16 protein-coding genes and 1 riboswitch are annotated in these 22,516 nt (G+C 56.0%); of the genes, 10 read left to right on the forward strand and 6 right to left on the reverse strand.

Annotated features, from left to right (window positions below):
- Window positions 1–3 precede the first annotated feature (3 nt).
- The gene (locus tag AC1XYH_RS02815) at window positions 4–804 is read right to left on the reverse strand and encodes an aldo/keto reductase (RefSeq protein WP_483325150.1); all 801 of its coding nucleotides are present in this window, start codon (window positions 802–804) and stop codon (window positions 4–6) included.
- Window positions 801–1,979 carry an FAD-dependent oxidoreductase gene (locus AC1XYH_RS02820; protein WP_483325151.1) on the reverse strand — a complete coding sequence of 393 codons (1,179 nt, stop codon included), beginning with the start codon at window positions 1,977–1,979 and terminating at the stop codon, window positions 801–803. Before AC1XYH_RS02820 ends, AC1XYH_RS02815 begins: the two co-directional genes overlap by 4 nt.
- A 163-nt stretch (window positions 1,980–2,142) precedes the next feature.
- On the opposite strand from AC1XYH_RS02820, the gene waaA reads away from it, so the two are divergent.
- Window positions 2,143–3,399, forward strand: a complete 1,257-nt coding sequence (gene waaA, locus AC1XYH_RS02825) for a lipid IV(A) 3-deoxy-D-manno-octulosonic acid transferase (RefSeq protein WP_483325152.1) — start codon at window positions 2,143–2,145, stop codon at window positions 3,397–3,399.
- 79 nt (window positions 3,400–3,478) lie between these two features.
- On the opposite strand, the gene AC1XYH_RS02830 is transcribed toward waaA, so the two are convergent.
- A complete protein-coding gene (locus AC1XYH_RS02830) occupies window positions 3,479–4,915 on the reverse strand; it encodes a TolC family outer membrane protein (protein ID WP_483325153.1) in 1,437 nt (478 codons plus the stop codon).
- A gap of 220 nt (window positions 4,916–5,135) precedes the next feature.
- Window positions 5,136–5,235: riboswitch (TPP riboswitch) on the forward strand.
- A gap of 75 nt (window positions 5,236–5,310) precedes the next feature.
- Here AC1XYH_RS02830 and thiC point away from each other — a divergent pair.
- From thiC to parC, 8 genes are all read left to right on the forward strand, one after another.
- Window positions 5,311–7,194 carry a phosphomethylpyrimidine synthase ThiC gene (thiC, locus tag AC1XYH_RS02835; RefSeq protein ID WP_483325154.1) on the forward strand — a complete coding sequence of 628 codons (1,884 nt, stop codon included), beginning with the start codon at window positions 5,311–5,313 and terminating at the stop codon, window positions 7,192–7,194.
- 129 nt (window positions 7,195–7,323) lie between these two features.
- Window positions 7,324–7,986: an NUDIX domain-containing protein gene (locus tag AC1XYH_RS02840; protein ID WP_483325155.1), complete on the forward strand. Its 663-nt coding sequence runs from the start codon at window positions 7,324–7,326 to the stop codon at window positions 7,984–7,986.
- The gene (locus AC1XYH_RS02845) at window positions 7,983–8,438 is read left to right on the forward strand and encodes a DUF1249 domain-containing protein (RefSeq protein ID WP_483325156.1); all 456 of its coding nucleotides are present in this window, start codon (window positions 7,983–7,985) and stop codon (window positions 8,436–8,438) included. The genes AC1XYH_RS02840 and AC1XYH_RS02845 overlap by 4 nt, the downstream gene beginning before the upstream one ends.
- 93 nt (window positions 8,439–8,531) lie before the next feature.
- Window positions 8,532–9,344, forward strand: coding sequence for a 3',5'-cyclic-AMP phosphodiesterase (cpdA, locus tag AC1XYH_RS02850; protein WP_483325157.1), 813 nt, complete (start codon window positions 8,532–8,534; stop codon window positions 9,342–9,344).
- 229 nt (window positions 9,345–9,573) lie between these two features.
- A complete protein-coding gene (parE, locus tag AC1XYH_RS02855; RefSeq protein WP_483325158.1) occupies window positions 9,574–11,469 on the forward strand; it encodes a DNA topoisomerase IV subunit B in 1,896 nt (631 codons plus the stop codon).
- Window positions 11,466–12,494: an esterase-like activity of phytase family protein gene (locus tag AC1XYH_RS02860; protein WP_483325159.1), complete on the forward strand. Its 1,029-nt coding sequence runs from the start codon at window positions 11,466–11,468 to the stop codon at window positions 12,492–12,494. The genes parE and AC1XYH_RS02860 overlap by 4 nt, the downstream gene beginning before the upstream one ends.
- A gap of 37 nt (window positions 12,495–12,531) precedes the next feature.
- Window positions 12,532–13,011, forward strand: coding sequence for a retropepsin-like aspartic protease family protein (locus AC1XYH_RS02865; RefSeq protein WP_483326289.1), 480 nt, complete (start codon window positions 12,532–12,534; stop codon window positions 13,009–13,011).
- A 53-nt stretch (window positions 13,012–13,064) separates the two neighbouring features.
- Window positions 13,065–15,347, forward strand: a complete 2,283-nt coding sequence (gene parC / locus AC1XYH_RS02870; RefSeq protein ID WP_483325160.1) for a DNA topoisomerase IV subunit A — start codon at window positions 13,065–13,067, stop codon at window positions 15,345–15,347.
- Window positions 15,348–15,401: 54 nt separating this feature from the next.
- On the opposite strand, the gene AC1XYH_RS02875 is transcribed toward parC, so the two are convergent.
- Window positions 15,402–16,943 carry a hypothetical protein gene (locus AC1XYH_RS02875; RefSeq protein ID WP_483325161.1) on the reverse strand — a complete coding sequence of 514 codons (1,542 nt, stop codon included), beginning with the start codon at window positions 16,941–16,943 and terminating at the stop codon, window positions 15,402–15,404.
- A 157-nt stretch (window positions 16,944–17,100) separates the two neighbouring features.
- Here AC1XYH_RS02875 and serB point away from each other — a divergent pair, with 157 nt between their 5' ends.
- Window positions 17,101–18,312, forward strand: coding sequence for a phosphoserine phosphatase SerB (gene serB / locus AC1XYH_RS02880; protein ID WP_483325162.1), 1,212 nt, complete (start codon window positions 17,101–17,103; stop codon window positions 18,310–18,312).
- Between the two features lie 86 nt (window positions 18,313–18,398).
- Here serB and AC1XYH_RS02885 read toward each other — a convergent pair whose 3' ends face one another.
- Window positions 18,399–20,468, reverse strand: a complete 2,070-nt coding sequence (locus AC1XYH_RS02885) for an EAL domain-containing protein (protein ID WP_483325163.1) — start codon at window positions 20,466–20,468, stop codon at window positions 18,399–18,401.
- 60 nt (window positions 20,469–20,528) lie between these two features.
- Window positions 20,529–22,319 (reverse strand): molecular chaperone, encoded by a 1,791-nt coding sequence (locus tag AC1XYH_RS02890; protein ID WP_483325164.1) that lies wholly within the window; start codon window positions 22,317–22,319, stop codon window positions 20,529–20,531.
- Between the last annotated feature and the right edge of the window lie 197 nt (window positions 22,320–22,516).

The following is a 22,516-nucleotide window of genomic DNA, read 5'->3' on the forward strand; positions in this document are numbered from 1 at the left end:
GCGTTACTCCTGTGAGGCGAGTACCGCAGTGGCGGCCTGCACATTTTGCGCGAGGTGGCGCGGGGTGATGGTGCCTATAATCGCGCAGGTGACGGCGGGATGCTGGAGTACTAGCTCCAACCCTTTGCGTACGGGGTCTTCACCGGCTAAGCAGAGATGACCGCTGGCCAATGCTTTTTTTATCAGAATGCCCTTGTTGTGTGACAGGGCAAAGTCGAGCACCGGGCGTTCGGTTTGTTCATTCAGATTGTAGGTGACCATGGCGCAATCACCTTGCTCAAGCGCTTTAATGCCGCCCTCTATGGTTTTTCCCGAAAAGCCGAAGGCGCGGATCAGGCCTTGCTGCTTGAGTTGCTGCAGTGCGGGGTAAACTTCGTCATCCAACACTTGCAGATCATTGCCATCAGAGTGCACCAGCACCAGATCCAGGTAATCAGTATGTAGGCGCTGTAGTGAACGCTCGATTGATCGGCGCGTATGTGCAGCGCTGAAATCGAAGCTTGAGACGCCCGCGTTAAACTCCTCACCCACCTTGGTGCAAATCAACCAGTCCTGGCGTTGCCTTGCTAGTAGAGGCCCTAGACGTTGTTCGCTAACGCCGTAAGCGGGTGCGGTATCTAGCAGGTTTATGCCTAGATCATGTGCTTGGGCCAATAACTCGCGTATTTGCTGATCGGACGGCAGATCAAATTGGCTGGGATATTTTACACCCTGATTGCGGCCGAACTTGACGGTGCCCAAACCCAGCGCCGAAAGGCTCAACCCGGTGTCGCCCAGCGTGCGGTAGTAAGGACGCAGACTCATGGAAAGCAGATGTCCCATACTGGAGCCGAGACTTTGGGCTTGGTTAAAGTGTCAGTAATGGGCGTTGGTACGTGTGGTACTACTTGCTGACTCTGCAGCTGTTCTATTACTTGATCTGCCAAATTGGGCGCTAAAGCAAGCTTGGTGGGCCAGGTGACCAAGGCGTTGGCCACGGGCTGCACGAAGGCGGTATCCGGGCGCACTAAACCGCTTTGCGCTGGTTCCGCTCGATTGACTGGCAACGTTGTCCAGCGGGTGCCTTCGAGTGATATCCAGGGTAATAGCTCCTGCAACTCGCGCTTGGCCTTGGCGATCAGTTCATCCGGCGCTTGACCGGCACCCTGTTCTGCCAGATCGCCGCCTAAATACCAGCACCACTGGCCGTCGGCACAGGGGTGGGTAGTAACGGTCATACGCGGTTTGGGGCTGCTGCCCAGGCAATGGGCAAACAGCGGGGGCAGTGCCGCACCCTTGGCCAGTACCATCTGCAAAGGACGACGCTGCATCGCAGGTTTGTCTTGTTGCCAGTCACTCAGCAGGCTTTCGGTGCCTTCGCCGGCACTGAGAATGTAGCGCTGCGCCTTGATCTGATGGTGTTGCAAACGCACTGCTTCAATACCACCATCAGCGGCCCTTTGCAGGTGCGGGGAGCTATCTGCGATCAAACTATTTCCGGCGAGTTCGGCTAAGCGTTGAATCGCAGTGGGAACGTCGATGACCAGTTCGGCCAGTTGATAGACTTTGCCTTTGAATGCTCGGTCAGCAAACACCGTGGGTAGCTGTTTACCCTTGATCTGCTCGACTCGGCCCCTTAGCGCCTTACTGGCAAAAAAGCCGGCGAGGTTGCTGATCAGGCTACCGGGCGACCACAGGTAATGATGCTCGGACAACACCCGCACCCCCTGCAGATCCAGTTCGCCAGTGCCATCCAGGCAGGCGCGCCAGCGATCCGGCATGTCGGCAATCGCTTCGGCTGCGCTGCTCAGCTTGCCATTCAATGCGTACTTGGTTCCGCCATGAATGATGCCTTGGGATTTGACGCTTTGGCCGCCTCCCAGTGCGCCTCGTTCGACGAGCAGCGTGCTATAACCGAGTTGGCGCAAACGGGCATTTAGCCAGAGTCCGGCGATGCCGCCGCCGAGGATGCAGATGTCTGTTTCAAGGGTTGTGCTCATGGGCTCCCAGTGCTTTAGTCAAAAGGCTTGCGGGTATAAAAGATACCTGACAATGATTGTCCGACAGGCTTCGCCTGTACCCGGCAAAGCCCTAGTATAGACATTGCCGGGGCCGCTGGTCACATCTGCTACTCTATGCCGCGCTTGATCACAGGAAGAAGCCATGACTCGTACCCTTTATAGCATCGTATTTACCCTTTGCATGCCGCTAGTGCTGCTGCGTTTGCTGTATCGAGCAAGGCGCGCACCGGCATACGCCAAGCGTTGGTCTGAGCGCTTTGCGCTGGGTGGCGATGTACGTCAGGGCGGCATTTGGGTGCATGCGGTTTCGGTAGGCGAAAGCATAGCTGCTGCCCCCATGGTGCGTGAGTTGATGCAACGTCACCCCGAGTTGCCGATCACTATTACCTGTATGACGCCAACCGGTTCGGAACAGATCCGCAAACTTTTTGCTGAGCAAGTGGGTCATGTCTATTTGCCCTACGATCTGCCTTGGTTGCAGCGGCGTCTGCTGCGCAAAATGAAACCGCAGATAGGCATCATCATGGAGACTGAGCTCTGGCCTAACCTGGTCGCCGAGTGTGAGCGTGCCGAGGTACCGTTAATACTGGCGAACGCCCGTTTGTCTGAGCGTTCGGCCAATGGGTATAAGCGCGTCAGCTGGCTTGTGCGACCGATGTTCGCTGCATTGGACTGGGTGGCGGTGCAGAGTCAGGCTGAGGCGCTGCGCTTTGCTTCCCTAGGTGTGAATAAGTCCGCAATGACGGTGACCGGCAGCATTAAATTCGATTTTCGACCTCCTGCAGCATTGTTGGCTCAGGCGAAATCCCTACGTGACGGCTGGGGTGAGCGCCCTGTATGGATTGCAGCCAGCACACACGCGGGCGAAGACGAGCAGGTACTGCGTGCGCATCAGACTCTCTTGCAGCAGCAGCCCGATGCGTTGCTGATTCTGGTGCCGCGTCATCCCGAGCGTTTTGACAGCGTTGCCCGGCTGGTATCGGATGCAGGCTTGTTGCAGGTACGGCGTAGCCAAGGTGGTGTGCCGGCATCTGCTGATCAGGTGTTGCTAGGCGACACTATGGGCGAGTTGGTGATGCTTTATGCATGCGCTGATGTGGCTTTTGTCGGCGGATCCCTAGTGCCCAATGGTGGGCATAATTATCTGGAACCTGCGGCGCTTGGTTTGCCGGTGTTGTCAGGTCCGCATAGGTTTAACTTCACCGAGATTAGCGATCTGCTGCAGGGCGCTGGCGCGCTGCAATTAGTTGGCGATGCTCAAAGCCTGGCAGAGGCTGTGGAGGCTTTGTTGCAAGACCCACGTTTGCGGCAGCAGGCGGGAGAGTCTGGCCGGGCAGTGGTAGAGGCGAATCAGGGAGCGCTTGAACTGTTATTGCAGGGGATTGAGCAGCGGCTCTGAATTCGATCTGAGCAAGCAGTAAATAACAAAAGGCGCCCTTGGGCGCCTTTTGTGTTGTATTGCCGCTGAGACATGTTACTTAGAAGGTTGAGCGCGATGACTCTTCGTTAGCGGGTCTGGCCGGCGTTTGACGGCCCATAGACATACGTTCCATCTCTTCTTCGGTTGGCTCGGGGATGAAGTCGCGATCTGGGTCGTAGTCAGGAATCAGCCACTTTGATAGTTCTTCCAAATCCTGAGGGCTGAGTGTGCCAGCGGACTGCTTTAGACTCAGGTTGTCGATGATGTAGTTGTAACGTGCGGTGTTGTAGTCACGTACGGTACGGAACAAGTTGCGCTGGGATTCCAACACGTCCACTACGTTGCGGGTTCCGACTTCGTAACCGGTTTGGGTCGCGTCCAATGCCGCTTTCGCAGAAACGATAGCCTTTCGCCGTGCATCAATTTCGTCGACGCTGGAGGTGACGGTGCGATAGAGGTTGCGAGTACTTTCCACTACCCGGCGCTTCTGTGCTTCGCTTAACTGCTCAGCCTGAGTCAGACGATAGGTAGACTCGCGCACTTGCGAGGTAGTCAAACCACCCGTAAACAAAGGCATGCTTAACTCTACGCCAAAGCTGGTCAGCTCGGTGTCGTATGCCGTTTGTCCGGCGCGCGCGACCTCGGCCCCGCCATTGGTATCGTTGTAGCGTACAAAGGCATCCACTACGGGCGCGTAGCCTGCTTTGCTGCTACGCAGGCCGTCCTGAGCGCTATTGATGGCGTAACGGGAGGCAAGCAGGTTGAGGTTCTGTGCAGAGGCGGTTTCAACCCATTTTTGCAGATTAGCTGGTGACGGCGGCAGGACGGGCAGCTCATGGCTGATGCCGTAAAGGCTTTCGTAATCCTGATTGGTCAGGCGTGTCAGCGCTTGATAGCTGACATCCAGATTGGTTTTTGCAGTCAGGCGAGTGGCGCGTGCGCTGTCGTACCCCGCTTGAGCCTCAAGCACATCGGTGCGTGCCGAAAGACCCACGTCAAAGCGCTCCTGCGCCTGCTCCTGCTGCCGCTCGAAGGCGTCTTCTTCAGCTTTTGCAGTAGCTAAATTGTCAGAGGCGCGTAGCACGTTGAAGTAGGCTTGTGAGACTTCCAGAATCAGATTCTGCTGAGTTGCTGAGAATTCGAGTTCGGCTTGTTGGCTGAGTGATTTGGCAGACTGGTAATCGAACCAACGGTTAGCGCGAAACAGTGGCTGCGTCAGGCTCGCCTGGTAGTAGTGAGTGCTGTACTCGTCACCCCCTACACCGTTTATCTCAAGGTCTTCACGTGCAGCGCCGGCGCCAATGCCAATGTTGGGTAACAGCTGCGAACGTGCCTGTGGCAGTGCTTCTTGACGGGCGCGGGCATCCGCCTGAGCCGCTGCCAAATCAGCGTTATTCAGCAGAGCTTCTTGGTAAATAGTCATGAGGTCAGTATTGGCGGCAACATGTCCGGAAACGCCGGCAAGCAATAAAGCAGCAAACAGGGGGCGCAGCATGCATGAATCCTTCGCATGGTTGGAATTGTCAACCAAGGCTAAAGAGCTGCTGTCTCGCGGTCAAGCAATGCATTGGGCGCTTGGCGGAACAAAGTGTTTTTGCTGCACGACTTGGCTAGATCGGCGTTTTTGCCAGCTGGTTTCGCGGCTTCTTCAGACGTATTAAAAATAGCGCAAGGCACGGCTTGAAGCCGGGCAGGCAACCTCCTAGACTGTGCCCAACATCTTGACGGGGTGCTGCCGCAATTGTGGTGGCTGAGATAATACCCGTTGAACCTGAACCGGTTAGTACCGGCGTAGGAATCGAGATATGTGTCTGCTGGCCTGCCGTGTATACGGACGGGCTCGCACGCCTTTTCGGTTCCCTGCATATTTCAACGCAGTGGAGCACAACAATGAACAACAGATTACCTGATACCGCCATCGCCATTTCCGGGGCTGACGGTGCCGCTACCCAGCCTTTTCCCAACTCGCGCAAGATTTATGTTCAGGGGTCACGCTCTGACATTCGCGTACCCATGCGTGAAATCAGCCTGGCCGATACCCAGACCGATAAAGGCAATGAGCCCAACGCACCTGTGTTGGTATATGACACGTCCGGCCCCTATACCGACCCAGACGTACAAATCGACCTGCGCTCCGGGTTGTCGGATGTGCGTGGCGCTTGGATCGACGCGCGCAGCGACACTGAAGTGCTGCCTAACCTAAGCTCCGCTTTTGGCAGCGAACGTTTGGCTGATGCGTCGCTTGATCACATGCGCTTTGCCCACGTGCGTACACCACGTCGCGCGCTAGAGGGCCGTAACGTCAGCCAGATGCACTATGCACGTAGGGGCATCATCACCGCTGAGATGGAATATATTGCCATCCGCGAGAACATGAAGCTGGAGCAGGCAAGGGCCGCTGGATTGTTGACGGATCAGCATGCGGGCCAGAGTTTTGGCGCCGCCGTACCCAAAGAAATTACCCCAGAGTTTGTACGCGACGAAGTGGCACGTGGTCGCGCGATCATCCCAGCCAATATCAATCATACCGAGTTGGAGCCGATGATCATCGGCCGTAACTTCCTAGTTAAAATCAACGGCAACATTGGTAACTCGGCGCTTGGTTCTTCTATTGAAGAAGAAGTAGAAAAGATGACCTGGGGTATCCGCTGGGGTTCGGACACTGTGATGGATTTGTCTACGGGCAAAAATATCCATGAAACCCGTGAATGGATAATCCGCAACTCGCCAGTACCTATCGGCACTGTGCCCATCTACCAGGCACTGGAGAAGGTCAATGGTGTTGCCGAAGACCTAACCTGGGAAATCTTCCGTGACACGCTGATAGAGCAGGCAGAGCAGGGCGTGGACTACTTCACCATTCACGCCGGCGTGCTGCTGCGATACGTCCCGATGACCGCTAAACGGGTCACCGGGATTGTTTCGCGCGGTGGCTCGATCATGGCCAAGTGGTGTCTGGCGCACCATCAGGAAAACTTTCTGTACACCCACTTTGAAGACATCTGCGAGATCATGAAGGCTTATGACGTCTCCTTCTCGTTAGGCGATGGCCTACGCCCCGGTTCTATCGCTGATGCCAACGATGAAGCGCAGTTTGGTGAGCTGGAAACCCTGGGTGAACTGACCAAGATTGCCTGGAAGCACGATGTGCAGTGCATGATTGAAGGTCCGGGTCACGTACCCATGCAGTTAATCAAAGAGAATATGGATAAGCAGCTGGAGTGCTGTGATGAGGCGCCTTTCTATACTCTGGGGCCGCTGACCACTGATATTGCTCCGGGTTACGACCACATTACCTCTGGCATCGGCGCCGCGATGATCGGCTGGTTCGGCTGCGCCATGCTCTGCTATGTCACGCCTAAAGAGCACCTGGGGCTACCAAACCGTGATGACGTGAAAACCGGGATCATTACCTATAAAATCGCTGCGCACGCGGCGGATTTGGCTAAGGGACACCCAGGCGCGCAGATACGCGACAACGCGTTGAGCAAGGCGCGTTTTGAGTTTCGTTGGGAAGACCAGTTCAATCTTGGGCTGGACCCGGACACTGCGCGCGCTTTCCATGACGAGACGCTGCCGAAAGACTCGGCCAAAGTCGCCCACTTCTGTTCCATGTGTGGCCCCAAATTTTGCTCGATGAAAATCTCGCAGGAAGTACGTGATTACGCCGCTGCGCAGCGCATCGAAACGGTGGATTTGGCGGTCGAGGAGGGGATGCAGGCTAAATCTCAGGAGTTTCGCTCCCAGGGTTCGCAGTTGTACCAGAAAGTCTGAATCTTTCGGCAGCCAGCTTGGTGCTGGTCGCCGAAAGCTTGCCGTTACCCCCGCAGATATGCGAGCTTAGAGGCTTGGTCGCAGGTTTGGGCAGCCTTGCCCAGGCCTTCTGCGACAGGATTTCTATGCATGTTGTGGTGTTGCCATAGCCTCACCACAACCCTTGGGGGCAACGTGACCGACTTTACCCGTGCCGATGTCGAAGTGCTGGATCGACAAACCGGCTTCAAGGGCTTTTATCGACTGGATGTGCTGACTCTACGCCACCGTTTGTTTAATGGTGGCTGGGGCCCGGCGCTACGTCGTGAGCTATTTGTGCGTCACGATGCGGTTTGTGTTCTGCCCTATGACCCTTGGCTTGATCAGGTAGTGCTGATCGAGCAGGTTCGTATAGGGGCCATCGACAAGAGTGAGCGGCCTTGGATGCTGGAGTTGGTTGCTGGCCTAATCGACAAGGATGAGTCACCTGAAGCAGTCGCTCATCGCGAGGCGGAAGAAGAAGCTGGCCTCAAATTACTCGATCTCACTCCCATTACTCGTTATTTTCCTTCTCCCGGCGGCAGCGATGAGCGGGTCTATCTGTATTTGGCACTGGTAGACAGTCGCGGTGCAGGAGGCATCCATGGCTTGGAAGAGGAGGGCGAAGACATCCGTGTAAGTTGCTGGTCGCGCGCCGACGCCATGGGCGCGCTGAGCAGCGGGCGGATTGACAACGCAGCCACCATCATTGCTCTGCAGTGGCTGGAGATGAATGTTCAGCAATTGCGTGATAATGCAGGTCCGCAGCCATGAAAGTGATGCGTAAGCCCCGTTATCATGTGGATTTGATCGGCCTCCAGACCCTATGCGAGACCAATTATTGGCGCCTATTGAAACTCATGCCTGCAATGGCCGAGCAGGATGAGCGACGTATTACTCTGGATGCCGGCGATGATAGCCAGCAGGCCCTGCAGATGCGGGTACTGGAGCGGTGCCCTTACACGTCTACCCTTATGCTTACCCATGAGCGACAGCATGAGTGGGTAACGCCGCCAAGCATGGAGGTTCGCCTGTATCATGATGCGGGTATGGCTGAAGTAGTAGCGGCCTACAATAGCCGCCGTTTTCGCGGCGTCTATCCCTACCCGAACGAGCAAATGCTGCAGCCAGATGAAAAATATCAGCTTAACCAGTTTCTTGGGGAGTGGCTTGGCTACTGCCAGCGCCATGGACAAAGTGCGCAGCCGTTCTCTTTTGTGCAGTGAAAACGGGCGCAGGAGCTGTGATCTAGTCGCTGGAATCTGCGAGCGGCAGGGTTCATGATTGGCGCCGGAAAGGAAATCAGCAATGGAGTCCCCATGTCGTTAGCCGAATCGGCAGGAACCGATTACGTTTGCATACTGCAGCTGACTGACAGTCATTTGTTCGCGGGTGATAGCGGCGATTTGTTAGGGCTGGATACGCTAGACAGCCTTAACTCGGTAATTGATCTGGTGCTAGGCGAAATATCCCGTATGGATTTGGTTCTGGCCACCGGTGATATCACTCAGGATGGCAGTGAAGACGCCTATCGCAGGTTCATCGCCGCCAGCTTGCGCTTACCTGCACCCTGCCACTGGATTCCGGGTAATCACGATAATGCCGTTCTGATGCGGCAGCTGGGCGCGGCCTCAGGTTTGAGCAGGGATTGGGTGGATATTGGTAACTGGCGTATCGTGTTACTGGATTCCAGTGTGTCTGGCTCGGTGGCTGGGCGTTTGGCGGATAACCAGTTGCAACGCCTGGATGATGCCTTGGCTACCGCTGGGGAACGCCACATTTTGGTTTGCCTGCACCACCATCCGGTAGATATAGGCTGTGATTGGATGCAACCCATCGGATTGCAGAACGCCGATGCGCTATTTAGTCGGTTTACCGAACAGACTGCCGTTAAAGCAGTGCTTTGGGGGCACGTGCATCAAGAGTTTGATGGTAAGCGCGACGGTGTTCGATTGCTGGCGAGCCCTTCGACCTGCGTGCAGTTTGCCGCCGACAGCGAAGATTTTGCTACTGATACGCTAGCACCGGGTTATCGTTGGCTGCGTTTGTACGACGACGGCCGGATCGAAACCGAGGTTTCGCGGCTGCCCCCCGGCAGTTACCTGCCAGAGCCTGGCGCGTCGGGTTATTAAAACCGCTATAGCTTGCGCCAGTGCTGTGCTCTAACGCTCATTCAGATTCTATTCTCCGTTTGGCTTTCTCGGCTTGCAGATAGGCGGGTGCGGCCATTGGCAGTGGTAGCGCCGGGCGGATATTATGTGTGGCAGATTAGGTGTCGCAGATTATCTTTTGCGCACGGCATTCATCGCGGCGGGAGCACTCCTGCCCGCTACGTGAATAATAAGGAATATCGCTCAGACCATGTCCCAATCGACCTACAACGCTGATGCGCTGGAAGTACTCAGCGGCCTGGATCCGGTACGTCGTCGTCCCGGTATGTACACCGACACCACCCGCCCGAACCACCTGGCCCAGGAAGTCATTGATAACAGTGTCGATGAAGCTTTGGCCGGGCACGCGCGCACCATCACAGTGGTACTTCATCCTGACAATGCGCTCGAGGTTAGCGACGATGGCCGGGGTATGCCGGTCGACATTCACCCAGAAGAGGGTGTTTCAGGTGTGGAGTTGATCCTCACCCGGTTGCACGCTGGTGGTAAGTTCTCAAATAAGAACTATCAGTTCTCAGGTGGTTTGCACGGGGTGGGTATTTCTGTGGTCAACGCGCTCTCGTTGCGGGTTGATGTGCGGGTCAAGCGCGATGGCCAGGAATACTCCATGGGCTTTGAGAGTGGCGAGAAAGTGCGCGAGCTGGAGGTAATTGGCACCGTCGGCAAGCGTAACACCGGCACTACCGTGATGTTCTGGCCCGATCCCAGCTATTTCGATTCGCCCAAATTCAGCATTACCCGACTTAAGCATCTACTTAAAGCTAAAGCGGTGTTGTGTCCGGGTTTAAAGGTCGAGTTTGATGATCGCCAAGGTGGTGAACGCCACAGCTGGTATTACGAAGATGGCTTGCGTGACTATCTGGTGGATGCGTGCGCCGAATGGCCGAAACTGCCGGATGAACCTTTCACCGGTAGTCTGTCATCTAGCAAGGAGACGATCGATTGGGCGGTTTTCTGGCTACCTGACGGTGGCGAGTTGGTGCAGGAAAGTTACGTTAATTTGATCCCGACCGCTCAAGGTGGCACGCATGTTAACGGTCTGCGGGCTGGCTTGCTTGAGGCTATCCGCGAGTTTTGCGAATTCCGTAACCTGCTGCCCCGTGGCGTTAAGCTTGCGCCGGAGGATATATGGGAGCGTGTGAGCTATGTGCTCTCGCTGAAAATGGCCGAGGCGCAGTTCTCAGGGCAGACCAAGGAGCGGCTGTCATCGCGCGAATCTGCCGCTTTTGTTTCGGGTGTGGTTAAAGATGCCTTCAGCCTATGGTTGAACCAGCATGCCGACATAGGGCTGCAGCTGGCTGAGCTGGCGATCAACCACGCCGGCCGCCGCCTCAAGGCCGGCAAAAAAATTGAACGCAAGCGCATTACTCAGGGCCCGGCCTTACCAGGCAAGTTAGCTGACTGTGCTGGCCAGGATACGCGGCGCTCGGAGCTGTTTCTGGTGGAAGGTGATTCTGCCGGCGGCAGTGCCAAGCAAGCGCGCGACAAAGAGTTTCAGGCGATCATGCCGCTGCGCGGTAAGATTTTGAATACCTGGGAGGTCGATTCGAGTGAAGTGCTCGGTTCTCAGGAAGTGCACGATATTGCCGTCGCCATCGGCGTTGATCCAGGGGTAGGGAGCCTGGAGCAGCTGCGTTACGGCAAGATATGTATTCTCGCCGACGCCGACTCAGACGGCCTGCATATCGCGACCTTGCTCTGCGCGCTGTTTGTTCGTCACTTCCGTCCGTTGGTGGAAGCGGGCCACGTATTTGTTGCCATGCCGCCGCTCTACCGAGTGGATGTGGGTAAGGATATTTACTACGCACTGGATGACGCCGAGAAACAAGGCATCCTTGATCGCATTGAAGCTGAGGGCAAGCGTGGCAAGATTCAGGTCACCCGCTTTAAAGGTCTTGGTGAAATGAACCCCTTGCAACTACGTGAAACTACTATGGCGCCGGATACCCGTCGCCTGGTGCAGCTGACCGTGGATGATACTCAAGACACTGAGCAATTGATGGATATGCTGTTGGCGAAAAAGCGTTCTGGCGATCGTAAAATATGGCTGGAGAGCAAAGGTAATCTGGCCGAGGTATTGCTTTGAGCCCGATTTTAAAAGGGCTGTTGCTGGCCTGTTGCTTGTTCGCTGCACTTCCTGTTACTGCTTTTGAACGTGCCCCGGAGCTAAGACTGCAGCAGGCTTTGCCAGTCGACGGCATGGCGCGTGGCAATCTATCGGCATTGCAATATTGTGGCGAGCAGTTGTTGTCATTATCGGACCGTGAAGATCAAACGTTGTTTGTTCTGAATAGCACAGACGCGGGCTGGCAGGCCGCCAGCGAACAGTTCGAACTGCCAGACTCATCACCTAGCATGCTGCCCGTGCAGTTGTTGGCCGGTGCCTGGTTACGTGGCCTGAGCGGGCGGGCGCTGGACTTTGAAGGGCTCGCTTGTGATGCGCAGGGCAATCGCTATTTGGTCAGCGAGAGCGAACTGGGCGTGCTTAAGTTGCCACCTGCCGCAGACGCGCCGGTCAAGGGCGAGTGGCTGGACCTGGATCCGGCGGTCTACAGCGAAGGCGAAAGCCAGGGGCTGTGGCAGCAGGTTAACGCGCTGGCTGAAGGGGTAGCGATTAACGCTGAGGCGGACACGTTATGGCTGGCAGCTGAGCGGCAAGGCCGTGGCCTGTTAAAGCTGCAGCGCCAAGGTGATCAATGGCGCTGCCCGCTGGCAGGTTGTGTATTGCTGGCTGAACGTCGGTTTCTTCCGACTGACACTTTTGCGCCAGGCGTTCTGAACAAAGAGGTGCTGCCCGCGGATTTCTCTGATCTGGTGTTATGGCAGGGAAAACTCTGGTCATTGGAACGTAATGCGCACCAGGTATGCCGTCGTAGTTCATTATCCGGCAAGCGCGAGCGTTGCTGGTCATTCGCCCAAACGGTCCTATCTGAACCCTACTTCTATCCCGATGCACCTTACGGCCTGGCCGAGGCACTGCTGATCAACGAAGACGGCATCATGATTGGGCTGGACAACAACAATCGCGCGCGTCCGGATGGCGATAGCCGCCCCTGGATTTTCCAGTTCGCGCTGCCGAGCGATTGGCGAGAGGATACCAAGCGTGAGTGACTCTCCGGCACCCGGCCAGCGCCGTCTCGGTACCGGTATGTTGATACTGGCCTGGGTAGCCGGTCTGTTGTTAGCTGCCTATTGGTTCAGCGGTGTGGAAGAGCGGCAGCAGAATCCCAATCAACAGCCGGACTCGATGCGTCTGAACGACGCAGTGGAAGTGCGGCTGGAGCCAAATCGTCAGGGGCATTTTCTGGTCGACGGGCAGATCAATCAACATGCGGTGACCTTTCTGGTGGATACCGGAGCAACCTTTGTCGCTGTACCGGCAGAGCTGGCCGAGCAAATGGGACTTGAGCAAGGGCGCGGCTTTATGGTGGAAACCGCCAACGGTACGGCGCCCGGTTTCAGCACCCGCCTGCGCAGTCTGCGTATTGGTGATATTGAGTTGCATGATGTGGATGCGGGCATAGTGCCGGGCATGGGCGGTGAAGGTGTGCTGCTGGGCATGAGCGCCTTGCGCCAATTGGATTTTAGTTCGCAGGGCGGTGATTTGCTGCTGCGGCAGTATCAATGAACAAGCAGTAGGGCGACCGGCATCAGCACGGTATGCCATAACGGAGATTATGTATGAGTGATGGCCTGGATCTGAGTCTCGAAGGGGTAGAGCGCCGCACACTGGCGTCGTTCACCGAAGAGGCTTATCTCAACTACTCCATGTACGTCATCATGGATCGTGCCTTGCCGCATATAGGCGATGGCCTTAAACCGGTACAGCGCCGCATCATTTATGCGATGAGCGAACTAGGCCTGTCGGCTACCTCGAAGCACAAAAAGTCAGCCCGTACCGTCGGTGACGTATTGGGTAAATACCATCCGCACGGCGATTCAGCCTGCTACGAAGCCATGGTGCTGATGGCACAGCCCTTCTCCTATCGTTATCCGCTGGTCGATGGCCAAGGTAACTGGGGGGCGCCAGATGACCCCAAGTCCTTCGCCGCGATGCGTTATACCGAGGCCCGCCTGGCGCGTTACAGCGAAGTGCTGTTGACCGAGCTAGGCCAGGGCACGGTTGATTGGCAGCCTAACTTTGACGGCACCATGGATGAACCCAGAGTGCTTCCGGCACGCTTACCGAACCTGTTGCTTAACGGCACCACCGGGATCGCTGTGGGGATGGCGACGGATGTACCGCCACACAATCTTCGAGAGGTCGCCGCCGCCTGCGTGCGCTTGCTTGATGATCCGGGCGCTGGTTTAGACGAAATACTCGAGCACGTGCAGGGGCCTGACTACCCTACGGAGGCGGAGATCATTACTCCGCGTAACGAACTGCTGAAAATGTACGCTACGGGTCGCGGTTCCGTGCGTGCCCGCGCGGTGTGGAGTCGTGAAGAGGGTGATGTGGTGATTACCGCATTGCCGCATCAGGTATCCGGTGCCAAGGTGCTGGAGCAAATTGCAGCTCAGATGCAGAACAAAAAGCTGCCGATGGTAGCTGATCTGCGTGACGAATCTGACCACGAAAATCCGACGCGTATTGTCGTGGTGCCGCGCTCAAACCGTATTGATCTCGATGAACTGATGCAGCACCTGTTTGCCACTACCGATCTGGAACACAGTTATCGCGTCAATATGAATGTGATCGGTACGAATGGTAAGCCAGCGGTGAAAGACCTGTGGACCATGCTAAGCGAGTGGCTCGGCTTTCGTGTTGCCACGGTGCGCCGTCGCCTGCAGTACCGTCTGGATAGGGTCGAGGCTCGCCTGCACCTGTTGGAAGGTTTATTGGTGGCGTTCCTTAATATGGATGAAGTTATTCACATCATCCGCACCGAGGAGCACCCCAAAGCTGAGCTGATAGCACGCTTCGACCTAAGTGAGCTGCAGGCCGACTATATTCTGGACACGCGTTTGCGGCAGTTGGCGCGACTGGAAGAGATGAAGATCCGCGGCGAGCAGGATGCGCTGGTTATCGAACGTGACGCATTGCAGAAGGTACTGGGGAGCGAACGTCTGCTGCGTAACAAGGTACGTGATGAACTGGTCGCCGACGCCGAGACCTACGGTGATGCCCGGCGCTCTCCGCTGGTTGAACGTAAAGAAGCACGAGCCCTGTCGGAAACCGAGCTGGTTCCCTCGGAGCCAGTCACTGTGGTGCTGTCCGAAAAAGGCTGGGTACGTTGTGCCAAAGGGCATGATGTTGATGGCATTAGCTTGAGCTATAAGTCCGGAGATGGCTTTCTTAATAAGGCTTCTGGCCGCACCAACCAGCAAGCTGTGTTCATTGACAGCAGCGGCCGTAGCTACTCGTTACCTGCACATACCTTGCCGTCTGCGCGGGGGCAGGGCGAGCCGTTAACTGGGCGTTTTAATCCGCCACCGGGTGCTAGCTTTGAAACCGTACTGATGCCGGAAGACGAGGCGCTGTACTTGCTGGCATCGGACGCTGGTTATGGCTTTGTGGCCGAGGGTGTAGACCTGTTGGCCAAAAACAAGAACGGTAAGGCGCTACTGAGCGTTCCCGAGGGCGGTCGCATACTGCCGCCACAACGTGTGCGGGACTTGAAGGGTAGTCAGCTGGCGGCGGTGTCCAATGAAGGTCGCTTGCTGGTCTTTAACCTGGCAGAGCTGCCACAGCTATCCAAGGGCAAGGGCAACAAAATTCTATCCCTGCCCTCAGCGCGAGTTAAAACGCGCGAAGAGTTTGTTGCGGGTCTGGCAGTGCTGCCACCGGGCAGCTGCCTGGTGCTGACAGCAGGTAAACGCACGCTGACGCTAAAGCCGTCTGATTTAGAACATTACTGTGGCGAACGTGGACGACGAGGCAACAAGTTGCCACGTGGGTTCCAGAAGGTGGATGCGGTGGCTGTAGAGCTAAGCAATACTGCTGAGCCAGCCGCTGGCGAATAACGCAGGTCGGCGCTGCCCAATAAGGAGCTCGGGCAGCGCTGGCAGACCAGGTGATCAGTCTTGCCGTTGGTTGTACAGCTTGTTCAGCTGGCTCTCTACCATCGACTGATAGGGCTCGAGCAGGCGCTCAATACAATAGATTCCAGGCTGGCTGGCGAGACGTCTGGCTACGGCGCTGTTAGCCAAAGTGCCTGCCCCAGCCAATTCTGCGTCTACCAGTAATAAATTACGGCTGTGTTGCAGTTGATCCAGGGTACGCTGACAGAGTTCATGCTCGCTCAGCGCAGCGTCGCTAATGTCTTCCAGCCCTGGTGCGTGGCATAAGGCGAGTTGCAAGTGCAGTGCAATGCCGGTATCAGCGATTTCAATCTGTAAATCATGTCCCAACACGCGCAGCAGCTCACCGCAACAAAGGCCGTGTGCCAGTTCGTCGCGGGTGTCCTCAGCGCCAGGGCTAAACAGTAATACGCTGGTACCATCAAATAGGGTGTGCTGTTGGCCGGCATACAATTGTCCAGCGCGTTGCACATGCTCTCGATAGCGTTCCAGCAAGGCCATCAAGCGTTGACGGGGTAGGCGGCGTAACGCTTCCTGGTTGCCAAGGCGCACCGCGAGCATGGCGTGGCGCGGTAGCTCGCTATTGTCTGTTGTTGCTGTGTCGGTAACGCTATCTACTTCTTTATTTGCCGCGTCAGCCGGGCTGCTCGCGTCGGCATCGGGTGCTACTGGTAATGCGTCGCTAAGGCCGTCTTCATCTGGCAATGCGCTGACGATGCTCGTGCTGTCTACGTCAACTGCTTCGCTAGCCGGGGCAGGTGTTTCAGTAGAAATATCTGCAGCAACAACGCTGATATCGATAACCTCAATCGGCTCGGGCTCGGGCTCGGGCTCGGGCTCGGGCTCAGGGTAGAGGCCGCGCTGCTGGGTAAGGGTTCGAGCAAAGTCACCCAACTCGTCATGCCGCGCGCTGGCCGGTGCAGGGTAAAGGGGGGCGGTGTCCCATTCGGCAATAGCCGAGAGATCGCGGCGTAGGCGTGCGGCCCAAAACCAGGCAGTCAAACCGCTAACCAAGGCGATGGCCAGCAAAGTCCAGATGAGTTGGACCATGAAGTTGGTACCCGGCTGGCGGAATGGCTGTGCGGCCAGAACCAATTGAATCTGCCCGGCCACTTGATCTTGCCGCAGCACCGCCGCCATATAACGGCCTTGGCCTGGCGCGCGGTTGTGTGCGGCGGGCTTATTGCCAGCTTCTGCTATCACACGGTTGTTAGGTGAGTAGAGGCTTACATGGGCGATCAAAGGGTTCTGATTCCACTCGGCCAATAGGATGTTCAGGCTAAGATTATCGCCGGCTGCAAGGGGTTCAGCAGCAGTTGAGGCGATTTGGCGGGCGAGCGCACTACCTACGCGATCAGCTTGCACGCCAATATCGCGCTGCAACTCGACTTTGCCAAACCAGAGCGTTAGCAATAACAACGCCAGCAAAGGCAGCAGTACCAATAGTGGAACCGCATAGCGGAAGTTGCTGCAGCGGCGCCGAAACTGCGTGTAGCTGCGTAGGAAAAGATTATCTTGGGTAGGACTTGAGCGGCTCAAAGTGGGACTCGAAATTGACAGGTGTGGGCAGTGGCAGGCCGTTGGCGGCTCGAGCGCCGAGTATAGCCATTCCCTCTGCAAGGAAAAAGGGTTCATCTGTGAGACGGTTGCCAATTCCGGTTAGAATAGTGTTTTCAGCTAGGCGTATGAGGTTACCTTGAAGGAAATAGTCCTGATCAATATTACCGGCCCGGATCGCCCGGGCCTGACGGCGGCTATTACCGGCCTGCTGGCAAAAGCCGAGGTGAATATCCTGGACATCGGCCAGGCGGTCATTCATGACACCCTGTCTTTCGGAATTCTGGTCGAGATGACCGGTGATGAAGGCCTGTCAGATGTCTTGAAAGATGTGCTGTTTCGCGGCTATGAGCTAGATCAACAGGTACGCTTTACCCCGGTCAGTGCTGACGAGTATGGTCGCTGGGTAACCGGGCAGGGCAAACCAAGGCACATAGTCACTTTGCTGGCACGCCGCGTTACCGCTGAGCATATCGCCCGCGTCAGTGAAATTACGGCACGCTACGATTTGAACATAGACCATATCGATCGACTTTCCGGGCGCATTCCCGAAGGCTTGCCGGCCGATCAAGGTAAGGGTTGTATCGAGTTTTCGGTGCGCGGTGAGCCCGCTGATCCTGCTGCGTTGCGCGCGGAGTTCCTAGCGATTGCTCAGGAGTTGAGTGTCGATATCGCCTTTCAGCAGGACAGCATTTTCCGTCGCAACCGCCGTCTGGTGGTGTTCGATATGGATTCGACCCTGATTGACGCTGAAGTAATCGATGAGCTGGCTAAGGCTGCGGGGGTGGGTGAGGCAGTTGCTGAGATTACTGAGCGAGCGATGCGCGGCGAATTGGACTTTAAGGCCAGTTTCCGTGAGCGCATGGCGCTGCTCAAAGGCTTGCCCATTTCTACACTGGAAGAGATTGGTGAGTCGTTGCGCTTGACCGAAGGCGCGGAGACCCTGATTGCTCAGCTGCGGCGCCTCGGATACAAGACGGCCATACTGTCCGGCGGGTTTACCTACTTTGCCGAGCGCCTGCAAAAGCGTTTGGGTATTGATTATGTTTATGCAAACGCGCTGCCAGTAGTCGATGGATTGGTAACCGGTGAAGTGCAAGAGCCTATTGTTGATGGGCAGCGCAAGGCTGATTTGTTGCGTCAGTTGGCAGAGCAAGAAGGGATTAGTCTGGAGCAAACTATTGCGGTCGGTGACGGTGCCAATGATTTGCCGATGTTGTCGATTGCCGGGCTGGGTGTCGCGTTCCGAGCTAAGCCGCTGGTCAAGCAATCTGCCAAGCAGGCGATATCGACCTTAGGGCTCGACGGTATTCTGTATTTGTTGGGTTTTCGCGATCGAGAAGGCAGCTAGCCTGATAGCACTTTGCTAACAAAACGCCCGGTTATCCGGGCGTTTTGCATTGCGCTGCACTTGGCAGGGGGGCTTTCGACAGCCTGTTATTCAGCAGAGAAGTCGTAGCTCATGCTGTCGCTAGGCGGTTGTAGATAATGGCCTTGAATGTAATTCACCCCTGCCTGCCAGAGGGTTGGCATCATTGCGGCGCTATCGACGTAAGGCACTATAGTCAGTTTGCCTTGCGCATGCAGGGCGGAAACCATGACCTTCAATGCTTCTACTGCGCTTGGGTCGGACAGGTCGCGGGCGAATGAACCATCAATTTTGATGTAGTCAGCATGTACATGCTTGAGCGACGCGTAGGGGTTTAAAGCGCCGCCAAAGTGGCTAAGTGACACTTTACAGTGCATTGCATGCAGCGCCTCGGTGTGTGCTTTGGCCTGCCTTAGGTAGGTGTTCACGTCGGCATCATTGAACTGGAAGATGATAGCGTCGGACGGCAGGCGAGCTTCCTTCAGCTGACCGGCGATCCATTCCACCATGTCCGGATTCTGCAGGCTCGCGCCACTGAGATTGAGCAGTAGGTGAGTTTCCGCACCTTTTGCGCGATGACTGCTCAGCAGGCGGGTAGCCTGGGTAATCACCCAGCGGTCAATTTCGGCTGCTAGGCCGGCTTCCTGGGCGGCTGGCAGGAAATCGGCAGCAGGAACCTCTTCACCTTCGTGATTGAGCAGACGCAGAAAGGTTTCGTAGTGTTCGGCTTCATCACCGCGCAGGCTGATGACTGGCTGAAACAGTAGACGGAAGCCGTTGGTTTCCAGTGTGTGTTTGATCAGCGCAATCAGGTTGCCACGGTTGGCTTGGTGGGCAAGCTCGTCGAGCGGGTTGAACGCCTTCACTGCGTTACCGCCAGCATGACTGAGTTGATCAGCCAGTCGGTGCGCGCGATTCACCGCTTCGGTAGGGTCGGCGCTGGTCTCGCTAATGGCGGACACGCCAATGCTAAGTGTGATCTGTACAGTCCGTCCGTTGGCGTCAAAGAGGTTGCCCTCGATCTTTTGACGCAACGCCTCAAGGGTGGTCACCGCAGCTTCCGGTTCTTTGCCGGGGATCAGCACGCTGCAGGCGTCGTCGCCAAAGCGTGCAATCAGCGTGTCTTCAGGGAAGTGGTCGCGCAGCAGCTGGGCGATATCGGTTAATACTAAATCAGCACCGCCCAAGCCTATGTCTGCTTGAACGCTGTTGAATCCGTCAATGCTGATGTACGCGAGACTGCTGGATTGCCCAAGACGTACTGCGTTGTCACGGATGGCCTCGAGCTGATCTTGAAAGTAGGCACGGTTGAATAGGCCAGTAACCAAGTCGCGGCTGGCCATGACTTTGAGTTTTTCTTCAAATTCGGCGCTAGCAGTTTCTGCGCGTATCACCACTTGGGTGCAGGGCTCGCCGTCGTAGCTGGCGGGGCAAAAGCTGAGCATTATCGGGAACTGCTTGCCACTGCTGTCCAGGCCTTTGCAACGGATCTCGTTCTGACCGCCCTGTTGGATGTAGTTGCGTAGAAAGTCCTTGAAACGGCTTTGGTCATCACCGGAAATTAAGCCGACCATGGGCTCGGCAGCCAGATCGTCAGGGTCGTCATAACCGAATAGGTGAATATAGGAGCGGTTGGCATAAATGTGCATGCCGTCATGTACATAGGCTATGGCATCAACCGAACTTTCAAGCAGCAGCTGGCAGCGCTTTTCTGCCTCGCGCAGGCTTTGCTCGGCAATGCGCCTTTGTCGGCGCGCTGCCAGATTGGCCAGCTCCCGATTGGCTACCAAGGTCAAAAGCGCGTCGCTTTCATCGCTTAAAGAATCCTGCATTCCAGCGCGCAGTGCATCGATACGCAGTTCAGTGCTGGGCGCGGGAGTGAGCAGAATGAAGGGTATGTCTCGAGATTGACGGGAGATCAAGCCGACGGCTTCGTGGGCTGTCATGAAGCTCGTTTCGGGCCTGGCCAGGCACAGGTCCCAAGTTTGTTGCAGGGACTCCTGCAGATCTTCCACTGAAGTAATGCGATGCGCTCGTGTTGCATGGCCGGCATTACGTAACAGGCTTACCAGACGCTCTGCGTTGTTTTGCGAGTCATCCAGAATAAGCAGTTTGATCGCTTGTTTTTCTTTGCCCATGATCGTCCGCACAGAGCGGACTGCGCTGATGCGCAGCCCTTAGTAATTAGACGATTGAATTTACAGAGACTTCCAGAGGGAGTCAAAGTCATCCTCGGTGCTGACCGTGAAGGATGAGGGGTTAGTCTCAGATTGAGGCTTCTCTTCCTTGGCCTGTTCAATCAGATGGTATTGAAACTGACTGAAACTCCCGGTCGCAGTGATGCGCTCTGTGAGGTGCGCGCGCTGTGAGTGACCGGGGCGATGAATGATGACCTTGCTGTTGATCTGGAACGGCATGCGCGGGGTGATTATGGTCGCTGGTCGGTCAATAGCCGAAACTTCGGGCAGCATCAGAGCACGCAAGAATTGGCTAGGCTCGCCGGTTTTACGCAGCAGTTTTGCAGCGCAAGGAATGCAGTGTGGCGCAACCAGTTCTATGCCCATCTGGGTTCCGCCGCCACGCACTTGGCGAATCCAGCGCACTACAGCCAGGCTCCAGTCCTGTTCATTGGCTTCTTGAATGCCAAGCAGCTCACCCGCCTGCAACTGCTTTGGCACATCCTTGGGCCACGTAAGACAGAAGCCACCCGGGCTGTGGTTTACGATAGGTAAGGTATGGATAGGGTAGCTTTCTTCATCTTCTGCATCGACAACGCCGTTGGCACTGCCGTTATAGTCGATCTGCTCTACGCCACTGCCATTCCAGTCTACTGAATGGGCGCCGTCAAAGGCACCGGTCCAGCCGCTTTGCTTGCTGCGTTGCGCGGCTTCGGAGAAGGGATTGGTTTCCATTTCTTCGGCATCGACAAAGCGAGTGAACGCTTTGCCAGCAATGCGGTAGTGGGTCGCGCTGATACCAATGCTGACTTTTAATTGGCCACCGCTTGGGATGCGGTTAAAGGTACGCTCCGCCAAGTCTCCCCAGGACTGGCTGACATGCTGCAATAGCTCAATACCCATATTGTCGGGTATGCGCAGGTCGCCGCCATAGTCAGCGTTGCTGAGCATGTAGTTCTTGATGCTCTCGACCAGTTCGCTAGTGTCGAGCCCCAGGCTATTGTCGAGGCTCTCATCGCGAATCAGTGACTTGTAGCGAGGAGGGCAATCCATGTCCGGGTTGATAATGAACAGTGCCTTGGCATCGGTAGGCGGCACAATGTTGGCTACGCGGCTCCAGTCTTCCAAGGTTGAAAATAGCCGGCCCATAGCACTCTGGCGCATCTGGTTGGGACGCGCAGAGCCCATCAGCAGAGCGATGATGTAGCTTTGCTCAATGCTCAAAGGTTTTTTGCTGGCGCTTTCTTTGTCAGGCACTGCGGTCAGATGCAGTTTGCGTTTGCGCGCCAGCTGGTAAAGTTGATGCAACTCCAGCCAAACACCGTCTGCTACCGGGCAATACAATTGGAAGGCGCGTAACAGTGGGCCGCACAAGCTGCGAATGGAGCGTTGCAGCGCTAATGTCATCTGACTGGCGTGGTCGCGAGACTTGATGCTGCGCTCCTGCGACACGACTATCTTATAGCCGTTAGCAAGGTGGTTTTGCAGCGATTGCGATAGGTTGGCAACTTTGCGCGGCTTGTCCTCAAGAACGATTGACTGTCCGAGGTAATACTTGGAAAGCGCAGAGCAAACGTAATGCACTTCTGGCCTTATGCGCTCGAGCATAGCCAGTCGTTTGTCGGCAGCGACCTCAAACTGGTTCAGCTCGATCAGGCCTTGATACAACTGGCGAGCAGTCTCACCGATGTTGGCTTTTGGGAGATTAGCCAACCAATGGGTGATGCCCTTTTCCGTGCCTTCAGCAAAACTCAAGCTACTTAGAGTTTGCTGAGGAATACGCAAATGCAGTTTTTGCGATGTGCTATCCATAACAGTCATATCCAGTACAAGCGGTTCCGGCCAAAACTTGACAATCGATGGGCTGTCAAACTTTGGCGCTTTAAGGGTCAAGTCTTCTTACTTGAAGACACTGTAGCAGCTTAGCCTCTAACTGGCTAAACGCTCTGTCTAGCCGCGGCGCTGGCTATTACAGTGCCCTGGCAGCGCTCTTGTTATCGGTGTTCTGG

It is taken from the genome of Pseudomonas sp. GW-45 (assembly GCF_056896675.1).

Coding starts and splice junctions, on each gene's coding strand:
- AC1XYH_RS02815 (WP_483325150.1), bottom strand. CDS start 804: ATGAGTCTGCGTCCTTACTACCGCACGCTGGGCGACACCGGGTTGAGC.
- AC1XYH_RS02820 (WP_483325151.1), bottom strand. CDS start 1,979: ATGAGCACAACCCTTGAAACAGACATCTGCATCCTCGGCGGCGGCATC.
- waaA (WP_483325152.1), top strand. CDS start 2,143: ATGACTCGTACCCTTTATAGCATCGTATTTACCCTTTGCATGCCGCTA.
- AC1XYH_RS02830 (WP_483325153.1), bottom strand. CDS start 4,915: ATGCTGCGCCCCCTGTTTGCTGCTTTATTGCTTGCCGGCGTTTCCGGA.
- thiC (WP_483325154.1), top strand. CDS start 5,311: ATGAACAACAGATTACCTGATACCGCCATCGCCATTTCCGGGGCTGAC.
- AC1XYH_RS02840 (WP_483325155.1), top strand. CDS start 7,324: ATGTTGTGGTGTTGCCATAGCCTCACCACAACCCTTGGGGGCAACGTG.
- AC1XYH_RS02845 (WP_483325156.1), top strand. CDS start 7,983: ATGAAAGTGATGCGTAAGCCCCGTTATCATGTGGATTTGATCGGCCTC.
- cpdA (WP_483325157.1), top strand. CDS start 8,532: ATGTCGTTAGCCGAATCGGCAGGAACCGATTACGTTTGCATACTGCAG.
- parE (WP_483325158.1), top strand. CDS start 9,574: ATGTCCCAATCGACCTACAACGCTGATGCGCTGGAAGTACTCAGCGGC.
- AC1XYH_RS02865 (WP_483326289.1), top strand. CDS start 12,532: ATGTTGATACTGGCCTGGGTAGCCGGTCTGTTGTTAGCTGCCTATTGG.
- parC (WP_483325160.1), top strand. CDS start 13,065: ATGAGTGATGGCCTGGATCTGAGTCTCGAAGGGGTAGAGCGCCGCACA.
- AC1XYH_RS02885 (WP_483325163.1), bottom strand. CDS start 20,468: ATGGGCAAAGAAAAACAAGCGATCAAACTGCTTATTCTGGATGACTCG.
- AC1XYH_RS02890 (WP_483325164.1), bottom strand. CDS start 22,319: ATGGATAGCACATCGCAAAAACTGCATTTGCGTATTCCTCAGCAAACT.